The sequence below is a fragment of the Kitasatospora sp. YST-16 genome (assembly GCF_026802215.1).
GTDB lineage: Bacteria > Actinomycetota > Actinomycetes > Streptomycetales > Streptomycetaceae > Kitasatospora > Kitasatospora cineracea.
The window spans coordinates 5,571,732-5,586,996 of record NZ_CP113837.1; the positions used below are offsets into that span (position 1 = coordinate 5,571,732).

Genomic DNA, 15,265 nt, shown 5'->3' on the forward strand with positions numbered 1-15,265 from the left:
CCTGATGGGTCTTCCAGGCAGGTGGATGCCTGAAAGGGCGGTCGGGGTGTGCACCCACCAGTGGGTGCACACCCCGACAGTCGTTCAGCGGACGACGTAGAGGTGGCGGAGGGGGGCGGTGGGCTCAGGATCCTTCGGCGTGGCCTCTCGGCCCGCGTTGAGGTGGATGCTGAGCTTGTTGCCGGCCTCGACGTAGTCGGCGTGCGAGGGGTGGAGGTAACGCTGGGTCGTCGTGATCTGCCCGTGCCCGGCGATGCGCTGGAGGACGTGCAGGCGCACCCCAGCGTCGGCGAGCCAGGTGAGGCCGGTGTGCCGCAGGCCATGGCGGCGCAGCCAGTGATAGCCCAACTTCGTGACGACTTCGTCCCAGTGGGTGGCATCGCGAAGGACGGCCGTGCTGATCCGTCCGCCCCGGGGGCCGGTGAACAGGCGGGCCATCGGGTCGTTACCGACCACGCTGAGCCGCCAGGTCACCATGTCGCGGATCTCTTTGATGATCGGGACGGTCCGGCGGCGCTTTCCCTTCGTGCCCTTGTCGACGAGTCCGCCGGGACTTGGCGTGGTCTGCCGGCAGAGGTCCCATGTCCAATCGAATCGGTTGATGTCCTTGACCCGGACGCCGGAGACCTCGCCGATGCGGGTGCCGGTGCACGCGGCGAAGCGGACGACGTCGCCCCAGATTCGGTAGGCGCCGTGGGAACGGGCGACGAGCGCCTCGGCGAGGGTGTCGAGGGCGTCCCAGTCGGGCAGGGCGAGGGCGCGGGGGTTGTCCAGCTCGTCCTCGAACTGCTTGTACAGGGACTGCCAGCCGGTCATTCGGCACGGGTTGAGGTCAATGAGGCCGTCGCGGCGGGCCTGCTCCATGACCCGGACGAGGGGGGCAAGGGTGTTCTTGACGGAGGACTTCCCGACCTCGTCGGATATCCAGGCGTGCAGGGCTCGGTCGGTGATGCCGTTGGTGATCGACACGACCGGGACATGTCCCATGGTCGGGACGACCCGGAGCTTCCACCCAGCCCGGTAGGGATCGAGGGTTTTCGGCTCCAGGCCGCGCATGGCCAGGTCCCAGTTCTGGTCCCCGTAGTCCGCCAGCGTCACATTCGATAGCGACGGAGCGATTCCGCGCTTGGCCGCCTTGCGCAGGCGGTCGATCCACTCCTTCGCCTCGTCTTCGGAGGCGACCGAGTTGGACAGGGACTTGCGTCCGCCACCCTCGGGATCCCACCAGCGCACACGAGCGCGGTACCGGAATTCGGGGCGCCGGTCCGGCCGGAACTCAATGTCGTCAGTCAGGTCGATTGCGATCGGGACGATCACGGGAGTGTCAGCCAAGCTATGCGGCCTCCGGTTTCGGGGGAACTGTTCGCTGAGATTCGAGCCACGCCTGGGTGTCAGGAATGGAATAGACGACGGTTCGGTGGGCGAGACGGACGAAGGGCGGCCCCTGCGGCGGCTTGGCGGTGCGCCAGCGGCGGAGGGTCGACGGATCGACCTTCAGGAGGGGTGCCAGCTCATCCGCCGTGTACCAGCCGCTGTGGAGCAGGTCCACGACCGCAGGCTGGCCCGTATCGCCTCCGGGTTGCTGCAGATCGTTCACGGCGCACACTCACCAGAACGGGCGGGGTGCGTCGCAGGGAACGCGGGTTGATCGAAGAGACGGTGCACGTTGGTGATCCTTGGACTGGCCGAAAGAGATTCAGAGAGGGGTCGGTGGCCAGTCCGGATCTTGTTGGGACTTCGCGGGCATGCACTGGCGGCAGCACTCCTTGCGGTAGGTCGACATCTCGCAGCGGGCCCTGAAGCCGTTCAGGGCAACTGCAGCGGAGCAAGACGCTGGGGCCGTCATGCAATCTCCGCGCATCCCGGCAGTAGCACGTGCGGGTTATGGAGCCCTTCAGTTAGGGCACCTCCTCTTCCTGGGCGATGAATGTGAGATGCTCCGGCAGCGGCGCCGGATGCAGGCCGCGATCACGCATTCGTTGGCGGGTCTCCAACAGACGTCGACAGTCCTCGCGGGCGATGCGCTCCATCTCGGCTGCCTGTCGGGTCAGTTGGTCGTATCTGTCCGAGCCGACGGAGGACTTGCCTGCCTGCTCCCGCCAGTCGCGGGCAGCGCGTGTGGAGATTGTCGCCGTCTGCACGTCGACCTCGTGTTCGCGGAACATCGCCAGCGTGAAGCGTGGACTGCCCTCCGACTCATCAGCCAAGGGGCCTTCGCCAGTGATCAGCTGCACGGCCTCCCACGGGGACAGGCGAAGGTTCGGCAGGAGGTCAATGGTTGGCTCCGCCCCGAGTGGCACGAGCAGGGAGGCGACAGGAACGTTCAGCGCTGCGGCGAACGCAAGGATCTCCTCGACCTTGAGGCTCCCGCGTCCGGCGGTCTCGATCTTGTTGATCGCCGTAGGCGGGATCGGGACGCCGAGATCGGCACAGCGCCTGGCGACCTCGGGCGCGGACAGGCCCTGACGAGTGCGAGCGTCCCGGAGAGCTTCGCCTACGCGGAGAGTAAGTGCGGTTGGTACTGGCTTTGTCGTCACGGGAAGCAGCATAACGTGCTCGGGTGCTGCTTCGCGAGCAAGTGTGGTAGAAGTTTCTCCCACAGAGAACGCTCCAGACGGGAGAAGGCTGCTTTGGACGAAATGACATCGAGGGCGCGCGTCAAGCGCTTCTCCCACGAGGCCCTGGCCAAGCTCCCTCCTGCGCTACTCCTTGCGGACGCCAACAGGTTGCTGGACCTCACACGCAGTACGGGGTACCGGATGATCCAGGAAGGCACGTACCCGTGCGCCGTCCTGAAGGTTGGAGATCAACACCGCGTCGTGACCGCTGACCTTCTTCGAGTGCTGGACCTGCCTGACCTGCCAATTCGCCGTCGAGTGGCCAGCCTGCCGCCGGCTATCCGACTCTCCGAGGCCAACGACCTGCTCAGTCTCAGCCGGACCACCGGCTACAAGCTGGCACGGAACGGCCAGTACCCCTGTCACGTGCTGCGACTGGGAGTCGAATACCGAGTCCGCAAGCACGAACTCCAACGACTGCTGCGCATCGGCGACGTGCCCAGCTGCAGGGCCGCCGCATGAAGGGGGCGGTGACGCGAACAACAGGCGCTGAGATTCTGCGCCAAGCCCTCGTCTACGGGTGCACCTTCTGCGCCTTCGGGCTCTGGATCGTCTTCGCGGTGACCGCAACGAAGTGGATCGACGAGATCGGCACAGCCGGGGCGCCCGGTCGTCCGGCCTACGATTCAACCGTCAAGGTGCCGTAGCGGCAGAGTGTTTCGTGCACCGTTCCGGTGGTGGCCCCAGCCCGCCGAGTTGCTCGCCCTGGAGGGACGGGCGGCGCGGATCGACCGGCTGTTGGTCGGGCACCGGGCTGGTCCGGTCTGGCCGGGCGTGGTGCTCGCCGACGGCCTGCTGGTTGGGCAGGTCACCGTCGGGGGCGCCTTGCCGCACCTGCATCGCGGCTCGGTCGGCTGCTGGTTCGCCGCCGTTGCCCAGGGCGTGGCCGCGCAGGGCGCGCTGAGGGGCTCGTGTTCTGCGTGATGGCCTACGGACTCGGCCTGCACCGCGCGGAGGCGTCCATTGCTCTTATGCACTAACTGATTGGAAGGTACGATGTATACGTATCGTCTGGTTGGAGCAAGACGACTCCCTGGTGAGCGTGTCTGACGATTCGGCCAGACCACGCCGCCCTACGGCTTCTCTGCGGCGTCGACGGCAGGTTTCCGCCCTGCCATCGGCTCCTTCGATCAGAGGAGCGGGCCATGTCTGCCTTGGCCGGTTTCAACGTGATGGCTTCGCCGTGCGTTCCGGTGCGCTTCCGCGAGGACGTTTCCGCCGAGGAGGTCGCCGAGTTCGTCCCCGGTGCGGTTCCGGGCGAGGCTACTCGGGTCGGTATGCGCCAGGCGCTCAGGGCGGCGCATCTGGTGGCGGATCTCCAGGTTGAGCACGTGGCCGTTGAGGCGGCGCTGCGTCGCCACATGACCGCTCTGGCCGTGCGGGTCGGGGGCCTGGACGTGGCGGACGAGGACGTGTGGCAGGACGTGCGGCAGGAGTTGCTGCTGGCCGGCCGGTTCGATGCGGGGGCGGTGGACGACTACGTGAAGGAGTTCGGGGACCGGTTCGACCTGTACTCGGACCGGCCGCTGCTGCAGGACCCGCGGCTGGCGCAGGAGTGCACGACGGTCGCGGTGCCGGGGCGGTTGGCGATGACCCGGCCGTCGGGGAACACGCAGCCGTGGCGCAGTCGGGTGCCGCAGGAGGAGCCGGTGGCCTCGGCGGAGGCGTTCGGGTGGCTGTTGGCGTGGCGGGACTACGGGCCGTGCGGGACGGAGGCGTTGCGCAGTCACGGGGGGAAGACCACGAAGATGTCGAAGGCCGGTCCGAACCGGCGGGTGGTGTCGTACTTCCCGCTGGGGTCGAGCCTGTTCACGTCGCTGGTGCTGGGGTGCCCGCCGCCGGGGCGGTGGCCGCAGCTCCACGGTGAGGACCTGGCGCCGTGGGAGCGCGAGGGGTTGCCGGATCCGCTGGCGCCGGTGGCGGCGTGCGGGCCGGTGTCGTTGCTGGCGGGGCGGGCGGCGCACGCGGTGCTGCTGGCACCCGGCGAAGGCGGGGAGGAGACGGTTTCGTGCTGGATCGCGTGGGCGACGCAGGAGGACCTGCCGGCGGCGGTGGACCCGTTCACCATGACGACGCCGGAGGGAAAGGCGAGGCTGGCGAACGCCGGGCGGTCGCTGCTGCGGGACTTCGACTCCCTGGTGCACGCCAGGGACGTCTCGGCGGGCGGCAGGGTGCCGAGCGTGCCGCCGGTGTGGCTGGGCGCTCTCGCGGACCTGGCGCCGAAGGTCCTTGACGCGGTGGCGGATGTGCGGGTGCGGGTGCTGGGCTGCCAGCAGGCGGCGCAGGCCGGGGGGATGGAGCACTGGTGGTCGCAGACGACGCCGGTGACGGTGGCCGCGTTCTTGCCGTCGCGGCACCCGGGGCGGGCGGCGCTGGTCGCCCGGGCCCGCCAGGCGGCCGAGGACGCCGCAGAATCGCTCGGCGGCGCGCTGCGGGCCGCGTGGCGGGAGACGGGCGGCGACCCGAAGCACAACCCGTGGACGGGGCCGGCGGACATGCTGTTCTGGGACCGGGCCGAGGAGCCGTTCTGGGCCGCGGTCACTGCCGAACAGCTGCCCGCCGAGGACGGGCGAGCGTCGCCGTTGGGCTTTCGCCGCCTCGCACTGCAGGTCTACGACGAGGTGACCGCCCCGCAGACCGCCACCGTTGCGGAGCTTGACCTGATCACCGCCCACCGCCGTGCCGTCATCTCCCCCCGCGGCACCCGATCGAGGAAGGCCGAACCCGTGACCACGTCCCCCACCTCTGCCCAGCAGCCTGCGGCTGCCGAGGGCCGGCCCGACCCGCTGCTGGTGTTCAACGACTTCATGCGCCTGGTCGCGAAGGTCTGTACGAGGCCCGGCGGCCGGGGGGCTCTCGCCGACGGGCTGGCCTACGACCTGAGCGAGGGCGCTCCGCCCCTGATCGTCGAGGAACTGCTGGACGCCGAGCCCGACGAGGAGGTCCGCGCGTTCCTCGTCGACAGCAAGCAGGCCCGGCTGTTCACCATGATCGCCTGCCTCTACGCCTTCCACGACGCCCCGAACCCGCGGACGGCCGGGGAGTACCGCTTCCGCCCGCCCCGCCCCGGGTTCGCGCGCCACAACCTCGGCTGGAGCTACCACGAGGCGATCCAGCACGGCATACGCGCGGCCAACGCCCGGGATGCGCTGCGGACACTGGCCGACGGCGAACTCGACGACCTGGTGCTCGCCCTCCCCGGCGCGATCAGCTGGCTGCGCTCGAAGAAGGTGCCGGTGACCTGGTCGGTGCTGCTGCGCGACCTGACCCGCTGGAACCGCCACGCGGACCAGGTCCGCCGCGAATGGTTCCAGGCTTTCCACCCCATCACCCCTTGAGAAGAAGGTTCCTCCCATGACCGCCGACAAGGCCGTCGAGGGCACCGTGTTCGACCCCCCGCAACCCGTGCACGTCGACGTCCACCTCCTCCAGTCCTTCCCGTACTCCAACCTCAACCGCGACCGCAACGGCGTCCCGAAGGTCGCCACCTACGGCGCGGTCACCCGCGGGCGCCTGTCCGCGCAGAACACCCGCCGCCACACCCGCGCCGACGTGGAGAAGGCCCTCGGCGTACGGGCGCTGCGCACCCGGCAGGTGCCCCAGGAGGTGGCCGCGATCCTCGCCGAACGCGGCTGGGATCCCCAACAGGCCCTGGCCGCCGCGCAGATGCTCATCCACTGCGCCCGGATCAAGGGGCTGGGGATCACCGAGAGCGGCGGCACCAACGCGCTGCTGTTCCTGCCGGAGAGCGCGTTGACGGCGTTCGCCGACCTTGCGGACGCCGAAGCCGAGGCGCTGAAGGCGGCCGTCGCCGCGGTCGAGGCCGGCCTCGCGAAGCCCGCGAAGAAGCGCGGTGGCAAGAAGACGGCGCCGCCCGCCGACGAGGACCAGGACCGGGAGGAGGAAGAGGAGAGGGAGTCGGCGCGGGCCAAGGCGATGGACGCCCACGCGCCGAAGGAGTTGAAGGCGCCGGTGCTGGCGATCCTGCGCTCGCGCAACGCCGCGGTCGCCGCCTACGGCCGGATGCTCGCCAACGAGGCCGCCTCCAGCGTGAACGGTGCCGTCCAGGTCGCCCACGGCCTGACAACTCACCGCCTGTCCGTGCAAACTGACTTTTTCTCAGCTGTGGACGACGTGCTGAAAGGCGGAACGGAGACCGGTGCCGGGCACATCGGCGACCAGCGGTACACCAGCGGCGTGTACTACCGCTACGCCTCGCTGAACTGGCCCGAACTGCTGCACAACCTCGACGGCGACGAAACCACCGCGCGGGAGGTGCTGGAGGCGTTCGTCCGCGCGTTCATCACCACCGTGCTGCCGGCCAAGGGCAACAACACCGCCGCGTTCACCGTGCCGCACCTCGTCCACGTCGTGGTGCGCACCGACCGCCCGGTCAACCTCGTCGGAGCGTTCGAGAGTCCCGTCCAGGCGGCCGAGGACGGCGGTTTCCTGCCCGGCTCGCTGGCCGCGCTCAGCCGGCACGCCGCCGCCACCGGCCGCTTCCTCGGCACCGCCCACCGCGCCTTCCACGCCCACGCCGGACTCGTCGAGGACTCCGTCCCGGACCTGGGTGAGCGCCTGGAGAGCCTCGACGACCTCATCGCCAGCACCACCGACGCCGTCACCCGCCTCACCGCGTAGGCCCCACCGTTTCCCGGCCCCGCTCTGCCGGGCCGCCCGCTGCCGCTCCTGGAGTTCCCCGTGACCGGCATCCTCCTCCACCTCTCCTCGCCGATGCAGTCCTGGGGACTGCAGGCCGAGCACCACTTCCACCCCACCGAGAAGCACCCCACCCGCAGCGGCCTGATCGGCTTGATCGCCTCCGCGATGGGCCGCCCCGACACCCACCCCAACTCGGACCTGCGGCAACTGGACTTCACCATCCGCGTCGACCGCCCCGGACAGCGGGAGATCGACTTCCACACCATCGGCGGCGGCCTGCCCGCCCACCTGGCCGTGCCCCGCGCCGACGGCAGCCCCCGTACCGAGGGCACCGCCACCATCGTCACCGAACGCGCCTACCTGTGCGACGCCGCGTTCACCGTCGCCGTCACCGGGCCCGCCGGCACCGTCGCCGACGCCGCCCGGGCCCTGGCCCGCCCCGTCTTCGCTCCCTACCTCGGCCGCCGCTCCTGCCCGCCCGACGTGCCGGTCTTCCTCACGGCCTGCCCCGATGCCCTCGACGCCCTCGACCACCTGCCCCTGCACCGCCCCCCGTCGCCGCCCTGGGACAAGGAACCCCGCCCCGTCGGCTTCGTCCACGACACCCCGCCCGAACCCGGCGCCCCGCCCGACCGGCAACTGCGCGACCAGCCCCTGCCCGGCGGGCAGTTCACCGACCGCAACATCTGGTACCGCACCCGGACCCTCCCCGCTCCGGACGCCGGCCTCGGAACCGCCTACCTCAACGCCCTCGCCCACTACCTGGAGGAACAGCGATGACTGTCCTGACCGCACCCCTGAACCTCGCCCGCATCCCCCTCAACCGCTACTGCCGGGAAGTACGCGCCGACCTCAAGGACCGCGGCTCCCTGCACCGGCGCGTCCAGTCGCTCTTCCCCGACCGACTCGGCCCGCACCCGCGCGCCGCCGCCGGCGTCCTGTTCCGCCTGGAGCGCACCGAGAGCTCCGCTGCTCTCCTCGTCCAGTCGGCCATCCCCGTCAACCGCAACGCCCTGCCCGCCGGCTACACCAGCGCCGACGTCGAGTACCGTGACCTCGCCCCGCTCCTGGACTGGGCGCAGGCCGGCCGCACTGTCCAGTACCGGATCGACGCCCAGCCCCAGCGCTCGGTCCGCGAACCGCACCGGCCCGGCGTCGAACGCCCCCGCGGCAAACCCGTCAGCCTCATCGGCCAGGACGCCGTCGACTGGTGGCACCGCCAGGCCCTCCTCGCCGGCCTGCAACCCCACACGATCCTCGACCTGCGCCAGCCCATCGCCACCGTCCTGCGGGAGAACGCCCACTCCGGCTCCTTCCGCATCACCCGCTTCGAGGGCACCGCCACCATCACCGACCCCGACGCCCTGCGCACCGCACTGCGCAAGGGCATCGGCCAGGGCCGCTCCTACGGCCTGGGCCTGCTGTCCATCGCCCCCCACCGCCCCTGACCGTGACCGTCGTGTCCGCCCTCGACCCGGACCTCCCCGCCAAGCAGCGCGGCCTCAAGAAGACCTACCCGGCCGGCTGCCACGCCTTGGACGCCGCTGTCATGGCCGCACGTCTGTGGGACGCCTACCTCACCCCCAACCAGCGCCACGCCATCGCCGCCGGCTGGAACCTGACCGAGCACCAGGCCCGTACCCTGCTCGTCTTCCTCGCCGCCCTCCACGACCTCGCCAAGATCAGCCCCGCCTTCCTCAGCCGGCTCGGCGACGCCGACCACCACACCGGCACCCCCGGCTACCCGCCCGCCCCACCCGGCGAACACCTGCGCCACGACCGCGGCGTCCACCTCGCCCTGCCCGAACTCCTCCACCGCCTCTACCGACTTCCCCTCGACGACCGCCCCCTGCGCCTGGTCGCCCACCAGCTCGCCCAGATCCTCGGCGGCCACCACGGCCTGTGGCACCCCGCCCTCTCCCACCAGGGCAACCAACTCACCTGCCCCCTCGACGCGGCGCCCGCGCTCGGCCACGACCAGTGGGACACCCAGCGCGAAGCCCTGCTCCGCCTGGCCGCCGACCGCCTCGGCGACCCGCCCATGCCCACCCGGCTCGCCCCCGCCCCCGCGATCGTCCTCGTCACCGGCACCGTGATGCTCGCCGACTGGCTCGTCTCCCAAGTCGGCTGGATCCGCGCCCGCCAGCGCCAGTGGAAGAACCACCCCGGCAACTGGGCCGCCCACCTCGACGACGCCCAGCACGCCGCACCCCGCGCCCTGCGCCGCGCCCAGCTCACCACCGCGCCCCGCCCGAAGGCCACCACCTTCGCCGACCTGTTCCCCCACCTCGCGGGCAAGCCCCTGCACCCGCTCCAGGAAGACCTCGAACGCCGGCTCCCCTGCCTCGTCGCGGCCGGCGGGCCCGGGCTGCTGCTCGTCACCGCGCCCACCGGCGACGGCAAGACCGAATGCGGACTGCTCGCCTGCGCCGTCACCGCCGCTGCCTGCGGAGCCGCCGGGCCCTGCCTGCTACTGCCCACCATGGCCACCACCGACGCCCAGTGGGAACGCCTGCGTGAGCACTGCCGGCAACTCGGCCGCCTCACCGGCCGCCGCCACCCTGCCGTCCTGCTGCACTCCGCCGCCTGGCTCCACGACGGCTACAACCCCGCCGGCAGGAGCGTCCACAGCGACTGGGCCATCGTGGAGGAGTGGCTGCGCGGCCGCTATCGCGGCCTGCTCGCCCACGCATGCGCCGGCACCTGGGACCAGGCCGCCATCGCCACCCTGCCGGTGAAGTACAACGCGATCCGCTGGCTCGGCCTGACCCGCCACGTCGTCGTCATCGACGAAGCCCACGCCTACGGCGCCTACGAGCACTACCTCACCGCCCGCCTCCTCCAATGGCTCGGCGCGCTCGGCACCCCCGTTGTCCTGCTCTCCGCCACCCTCACCGGCCGCACCGCCACCAGCCTCGTCAACGCCTACCGCACCGGCCAGAACCCCCAGGCTGCACCCGAGACGATCCGCCCCGCCTACCCCGGCTGGACCTACACCGACGCCACCGGCACCACCACCGCCTCCCGCCCCGACATCCCCTCCGACCGCGCCCACACCCTCACCATCCGCCTCCCCGACGCCGAACCCGGCAACGACCCCACCGCCCCCGACAGCCGCGCCCGAGCCCTCCTGGAGGCCCTCGCCCCGCTGCACGACACCCACACCGGCAGCGCCCTCGTCACCTGCGACACCGTCGAAGACACCCAGCAGACCCGCCAACTCCTGCGCGCCGCCTGGGGAACCGGCCCCCACACCCCCCGCCTGCTCCTGCTCCACTCCAAACTCCCCGACCAGCACCGCGCCACCCTCACCAAGCAGATCCAACGCTGGACCGGCCCCGGCCGCCCCCGACCCAAACGCCCCTTCGTCGTCATCAGCAGCCCCGTCTGCGAGCAGTCCCTCGACGTCGATTTCGACCTCGTCGTCTCCGACCTCGCCCCCGCCGCCCAACTCCTCCAACGCGCCGGCCGCGGACACCGCCACCCCCGCACCGACCGACCCGCCTGGGCCCGCCGCCCCGTCCTCGTCGTCCTCACCCCGCCCGGCGCCCTACCGCCCACCTGGCTGTCCGTCTACGACAAGAGCCTGCTCCTGCACACCCGCCAGGAACTGCGGGCCCTCGACCCGAAGAACACCCGCACCGTCACCCTCGCCATCCCCCCACAGGTTCCCGCCCTCATCGAAGCCGTCTACGCCGATGACTTCACCACCCCCGACGGCCGCGCCCGCGACATCCGCGACACCCAGCACACCGCCCGCGCCGCCGTCGCCGCCATCAACCCGCCCCACAAGGTGCACGACCTCCACCACCTCTCCGAAGGACTCGTCGACGACCCCGCCACCCGCCTCGGCGCCGACACCCTGCGCGTCCTGCCCGTCTACACCCGCCCCGATGGGACCCGCTGGCTCAACCCCCGCTGCACCCACCCCCTCCCCGAAACCGTCGACCCCCACGACCTCACCACCATCCGCCACCTCATGAACCACACCCTCCCCATCCGCGCCACCCTCCTCCCACGCCACCAACCCGACACCCGCCCACCCGACCACTGGCACACCATCGGCGGACTACGCCACCTCGCACTCCTCCCTCAACCCGTCACCCCCACCGGCACCCGCCCCTATACCACCCGAACCCACACACTCCACCTCCACCCCGCACTCGGTCTCATCACCCGCAACAGGACCACCTGACCAACACCGACCACCTCCCCGCTCCTTGACAAAGAAACAGCAAAACCCCTCCAACGCCCCAGCTCACAAAGGGTGCCCTCCGCCCGCGCAGAGGTTCGCCGTCCCGGCACAGGCGGCCGTAGCGGTCGCGGTCGTGCCCTCCGCCCGCGCAGAGGTTCGCCGGACGGATCGGTGTTCGAGGCGTGGTTCCCGGCGTGCCCTCCGCCCGCGCAGAGGTTCGCCGCTCATCGCCTGCAACCAGTGCTTTGGGGCGGCGTGCCCTCCGCCCGCGCAGAGGTTCGCCGTTGCCGACCCGGGGGAGTCGGATGGTCTGGAAGTGCCCTCCGCCCGCGCAGAGGTTCGCCGGCCACCGGCTACATCCTCCGGACCGTCGGGCGGTGCCCTCCGCCCGCGCAGAGGTTCGCCGATCCCGGCGTTCTGGCGGGGCGGTGATGACGAGTGCCCTCCGCCCGCGCAGAGGTTCGCCGGGGGAGGGGAGCGTCACGTACCAGCCCTCGGTGTGCCCTCCGCCCGCGCAGAGGATTGCCGGGGAGGCGCGAGCACGGCCACTACCTGCGCACGTGCCCTCCGCCCGCGCAGAGGTTCGCCACCGTGTAAGGGGTGCACTAACGAACCCGCCAAGTGCCCTCCGCCCGCGCAGAGGTTCGCCGCGGGACCACACGGTGTCGGTCCGGCTCACTCCGTGCCCTCCGCCCGCGCAGAGGTTCGCCGGTGGCGATGGCGAGCGCGACGGCTCCCCAGATGCGCCCTCTGCCCGTGCAGAGGTTCGCCGGTTCTGCTCTCCGGCGACCCCGCCCAGCTCGGGTGCCCTCTGCCCGTGCAGAGGTTCGCCGTGGGGACACTTCGATGCGGACTTCTGGACCGTGTGCCCTCCGCCTCTGCAGAGGTTCGCCGACATTACCTGCTTCGTCGAGATCCAGGAGAAGGCACCGTCTGCCGGTGCAGAGGTTTGCCGTAGGAGTACGGCGGAATTTACGAGACAGTGCAGTGCCCTCTGCCCGTGCAGAGGTTCGCCGGCGACGCCGTACAGCACGCGGTCCGGGTCCGGGTACCCTCCGCCCGCGCAGAGGTTCGCCGGGGTGGCCGATGTACTCGGTCGGCACCGCGGAGTTCCCTCTGCCCGCACAGAGGTTCGCCGCACGGGCTTCGGCGACTTCTCCGTGGTCTTCCTGTGCCCTCCGCCCGCGCAGAGGTTCGCCGGAGGCGTCCACGATCCTCCGGACCGGCGACCAGTGCCCTCCGCCCGTGCAGAGGTTCGCCGGTCCAGGCGCCGTCGCTGGGAACGCTCTGGACGTGCCCTCCGCCCGCGCAGAGGTTCGCCGACGGCCCAACGCGCCTTCCAGGCGCTCCGGATGTGTCCTCCGCCCGCGCAGAGGTTCGCCGGCGGAGGCGCTGGCGTTCCGCTTCGAGGTGAAGTGCCCTTCGCCCGCGCAGAGGTTCGCCGAGGGAGACTTGCCGCAGCACCTCCCCCATGACGTGCCCTCCGTCCGCGCAGAGGTTCGCCGGACGCCTTCGTCTGGACCGCGGTGGTCGCCCAGTGCCCTCCGCCTGTGCAGAGGTTCGCCGTAGTCGATCTCATGCTCCATCGCGTGTACGCCGTACCCTTTGCCCGTGCAGAGGTTCGCCGTTGCCGGCCTCGTCGATGAACAAGCCCAGGGTGTCCCCTCCGCCCGTGCAGAGGTTCGCCGGTCGCGCACCGCTTCACCGATGGCCTGGGCGGGTGTCCTCCGCCCGCGCAGAGGTTCGCCGGCGATCGCGACCTGGGTGGATACCGATGAGGAGTGCCCTCCGCCCGCGCAGAGGTTCGCCGAACCACGGCCTGGACGTGGGCGGCATCGTGGGGTGCCCTCCGCCCGCGCAGAGGTTCGCCGATGGCCCAGTTCGTGACACTCAAGGAGCGCAAGTGCCCTCCGCCCGCGCAGAGGTCCGCCGTACATGGCGGCCTCGTCCAGTGCGAGGTGGACGTGCCCTCCGCCCGCGCAGAGGTTCGCCGCCGCTGTTCGGCCCGGAGATGCCCGCGACTGCGCGCCCTCCGCCCGCGCAGAGGTTCGCCGCCGCCCCCACTCGGCAAAGTTGGGCGGCCTCGTGCCCTGCGCTCGTGCAGAGGTTCGCCGGCCATGATCACCATGCCGCCCCGGCACGGGAAGTGCCCTCCGCCCGCGCAGAGGTCCGCCGCAGTTGGTGCACCTCTCGCACGCCTGGACCTTGTGCCCTCCGCCCGCGCAGAGGTTCGCCCAGCCGACCGACGTCCAGCAGCAGGTCGAACACGCGCCCTCCACCAGTGCAGAGGTCCGCCGTATGCCTGGCCGATGTCGTCGAAGACGTCGTGGTGCCCTCCGCCCGTGCAGAGGTTCGCCGTGGGGAGTTGGCCCGCACCTCGTCGTCCGCGAGCACCCTCCGCCCGCGCAGAGGTTCGCCTGGGATCGAGGAACTGGCCGCCACCATCGAGAAGTTCTCTCCGCCCGCGCAGAGGTTCGCCGCTGTGGGAGGTCGGCCGGCGGATGCGGGAGAGGTGCCCTCTGCCCGCGCAGAGGTTCGCCGGGCAGCAGGTCGGTCGCGATGGCGGCGTATCCGTGCCCTCCGCCTGCGCAGAGGTTCGCCGGGACATCGCCCGTGACCGTGCTCGACATCCCAGTGTCCTCCGCCCGCGCGGAGGTTCGCCGCCCCGAAATCGGCCCGCAGCTCGCAACTGTGGGTGCCCTCCGTCCGCGCAGAGGTTCGTCGAAGGCTGCTAACTGGGCGCGGGTGGTCAACAAGTATCCCGAGCCCGCGCAAAGGCCGCTACCAACACGCCTAACAGCCCACATGAGCGGTGTGATTGCCTGCCTATTCTCTTTTATTGAAGCCTGAACTGCGGTTACCCGGAACAGGGCATGCAATGAGACCGGGTGCCTCAGTCTGTCGTTGTGACGTTCCTCATCGCACGGTGGAGTTCTTTACGGACCAGGGCAAGCGCTTCTTCGACGTCGATGAGTCCGCAGGGCGGGGAGGTGCGAAACCGGGTGTCGCTGAACGAGGCGGCGCGGACGAGGGCCTGGCCGCAGTCGGCCAGCCACTGCCCGATCTCGCATTCCGAGCCCCGCCACTCGTGGAGGGCGACCACGGCACCCTGGACCTCGTCGATCCGCTCGCCAAGGAGGAACGCGCTGTCGTGCTCGGGGCGGTGGAGGCGGGCGAGGAGCGTCTGGAGGGAGGCGACGGTTCTGTCGGGCAGTGGCCACAACCCGGCGGCGAAGGCGGCCCTGGCCTTGTCTGCCAGTGGGCGGACCACGTTGGTGAGGCTGGGCACAGGTGCCTGCCAGAGGGCATCGTCGTCGCGCTCGGGAGACTGGCTGATGAAGGCGAGGATCGCTTCCTTGAGGAGTCCGGCGGCGAGAACGGGGTCGTCCAGGGTGAACTCCTGGTCGCAGCGCAGGCAGGTGAAGCCGCCGGGTGCTCCCCAGTCCCCGGCGATGAGGAAGTCCGCGGTGCTTCCGCAGTGCGGGCACCGGAGTTGCGTGGTCTCGAAGGCCGGCGGCGGTTCGGGGGGCGTCCCGAAGGTGCTGTCGGCGTTGTCCCAGATGCGGGTGTGATCGGCGTGGGCGAGTGACCGGCGGCGAATCCGCACCGCCCCATAGACGGTGACCATCCAGTGCACCACGTCTGCGCCCCCTCGGTCCGTGCTGAACTGCGCTCGCAGCAGAGCCGTTTGGGCCCGCTGGTCATGCTAGCCCGGCCGTGTGCTCGACCAGCTCGTTCGGGATGCGCCCGGCGGTACGGTCCCCGCCATGGTGCGGTGGAGCTGCGGGCG

The 15,265-nt window shown here is 71.0% G+C and carries 12 protein-coding genes and 1 CRISPR repeat array; of the genes, 8 read left to right on the forward strand and 4 right to left on the reverse strand.

Features of this window, described 5'->3' with window-relative positions; translation table 11 throughout:
• Nucleotides 1-84 precede the first annotated feature (84 nt).
• The 3 genes from OU787_RS25260 to OU787_RS25270 all read right to left on the reverse strand — a co-directional run bounded on the left by OU787_RS25260 (nt 85) and on the right by OU787_RS25270 (nt 2,537).
• Entirely contained in the window at nt 85-1,317 is a 1,233-nt protein-coding gene (locus OU787_RS25260) for a site-specific integrase (RefSeq protein WP_268660610.1), read from the reverse strand.
• Between the two features lie 16 nt (nt 1,318-1,333).
• Nucleotides 1,334-1,597, reverse strand: coding sequence for a helix-turn-helix transcriptional regulator (locus OU787_RS25265; protein ID WP_268660611.1), 264 nt, complete (start codon nt 1,595-1,597; stop codon nt 1,334-1,336).
• Nucleotides 1,598-1,898: 301 nt separating this feature from the next.
• Entirely contained in the window at nt 1,899-2,537 is a 639-nt protein-coding gene (locus OU787_RS25270; RefSeq protein ID WP_268660612.1) for a helix-turn-helix domain-containing protein, read from the reverse strand.
• A 222-nt stretch (nt 2,538-2,759) separates the two neighbouring features.
• Here OU787_RS25270 and OU787_RS25275 point away from each other — a divergent pair, with 222 nt between their 5' ends.
• The 8 genes from OU787_RS25275 (at nt 2,760) to cas3 (ending at nt 11,475) form a co-directional block, all read left to right on the forward strand.
• Nucleotides 2,760-3,080 (forward strand): hypothetical protein, encoded by a 321-nt coding sequence (locus OU787_RS25275; protein ID WP_442788549.1) that lies wholly within the window; start codon nt 2,760-2,762, stop codon nt 3,078-3,080.
• Complete coding sequence (locus OU787_RS25280; protein ID WP_268660613.1) at nt 3,077-3,265, forward strand: hypothetical protein; 189 nt, start codon at nt 3,077-3,079, stop codon at nt 3,263-3,265. Before OU787_RS25275 ends, OU787_RS25280 begins: the two co-directional genes overlap by 4 nt.
• A gap of 7 nt (nt 3,266-3,272) precedes the next feature.
• A complete protein-coding gene (locus OU787_RS25285) occupies nt 3,273-3,542 on the forward strand; it encodes a hypothetical protein (RefSeq protein ID WP_268660614.1) in 270 nt (89 codons plus the stop codon).
• A gap of 221 nt (nt 3,543-3,763) precedes the next feature.
• On the forward strand, nt 3,764-5,956 hold the full coding sequence (locus OU787_RS25290; protein ID WP_268660615.1) for a type I-E CRISPR-associated protein Cse1/CasA: 2,193 nt from the start codon (nt 3,764-3,766) through the stop codon (nt 5,954-5,956).
• 16 nt (nt 5,957-5,972) lie between these two features.
• Nucleotides 5,973-7,259, forward strand: coding sequence for a type I-E CRISPR-associated protein Cas7/Cse4/CasC (gene cas7e, locus OU787_RS25295; protein ID WP_268660616.1), 1,287 nt, complete (start codon nt 5,973-5,975; stop codon nt 7,257-7,259).
• 60 nt (nt 7,260-7,319) lie between these two features.
• Nucleotides 7,320-8,060 carry a type I-E CRISPR-associated protein Cas5/CasD gene (cas5e, locus tag OU787_RS25300; protein WP_268660617.1) on the forward strand — a complete coding sequence of 247 codons (741 nt, stop codon included), beginning with the start codon at nt 7,320-7,322 and terminating at the stop codon, nt 8,058-8,060.
• Nucleotides 8,057-8,728: a type I-E CRISPR-associated protein Cas6/Cse3/CasE gene (cas6e, locus tag OU787_RS25305; RefSeq protein ID WP_268660618.1), complete on the forward strand. Its 672-nt coding sequence runs from the start codon at nt 8,057-8,059 to the stop codon at nt 8,726-8,728. The genes cas5e and cas6e overlap by 4 nt, the downstream gene beginning before the upstream one ends.
• Nucleotides 8,729-8,730: 2 nt before the next feature.
• Nucleotides 8,731-11,475, forward strand: coding sequence for a CRISPR-associated helicase Cas3' (gene cas3 / locus OU787_RS25310; RefSeq protein WP_268660619.1), 2,745 nt, complete (start codon nt 8,731-8,733; stop codon nt 11,473-11,475).
• A gap of 72 nt (nt 11,476-11,547) precedes the next feature.
• Nucleotides 11,548-12,370: a CRISPR direct-repeat array (repeat unit 29 nt; unit sequence GTGCCCTCCGCCCGCGCAGAGGTTCGCCG).
• Between the two features lie 1,998 nt (nt 12,371-14,368).
• On the opposite strand, the gene OU787_RS25315 is transcribed toward cas3, so the two are convergent.
• Nucleotides 14,369-15,115: a hypothetical protein gene (locus OU787_RS25315; RefSeq protein WP_268660620.1), complete on the reverse strand. Its 747-nt coding sequence runs from the start codon at nt 15,113-15,115 to the stop codon at nt 14,369-14,371.
• Nucleotides 15,116-15,265: the final 150 nt, after the last annotated feature.

What these genes read in the sequence shown, in the direction of transcription:
- cas7e (WP_268660616.1), top strand. Translation starts at nt 5,973, where the DNA reads ATGACCGCCGACAAGGCCGTCGAGGGCACCGTGTTCGACCCCCCGCAA.
- cas6e (WP_268660618.1), top strand. Translation starts at nt 8,057, where the DNA reads ATGACTGTCCTGACCGCACCCCTGAACCTCGCCCGCATCCCCCTCAAC.
- OU787_RS25275 (WP_442788549.1), top strand. Translation starts at nt 2,760, where the DNA reads ATGATCCAGGAAGGCACGTACCCGTGCGCCGTCCTGAAGGTTGGAGAT.
- OU787_RS25290 (WP_268660615.1), top strand. Translation starts at nt 3,764, where the DNA reads ATGTCTGCCTTGGCCGGTTTCAACGTGATGGCTTCGCCGTGCGTTCCG.
- OU787_RS25280 (WP_268660613.1), top strand. Translation starts at nt 3,077, where the DNA reads ATGAAGGGGGCGGTGACGCGAACAACAGGCGCTGAGATTCTGCGCCAA.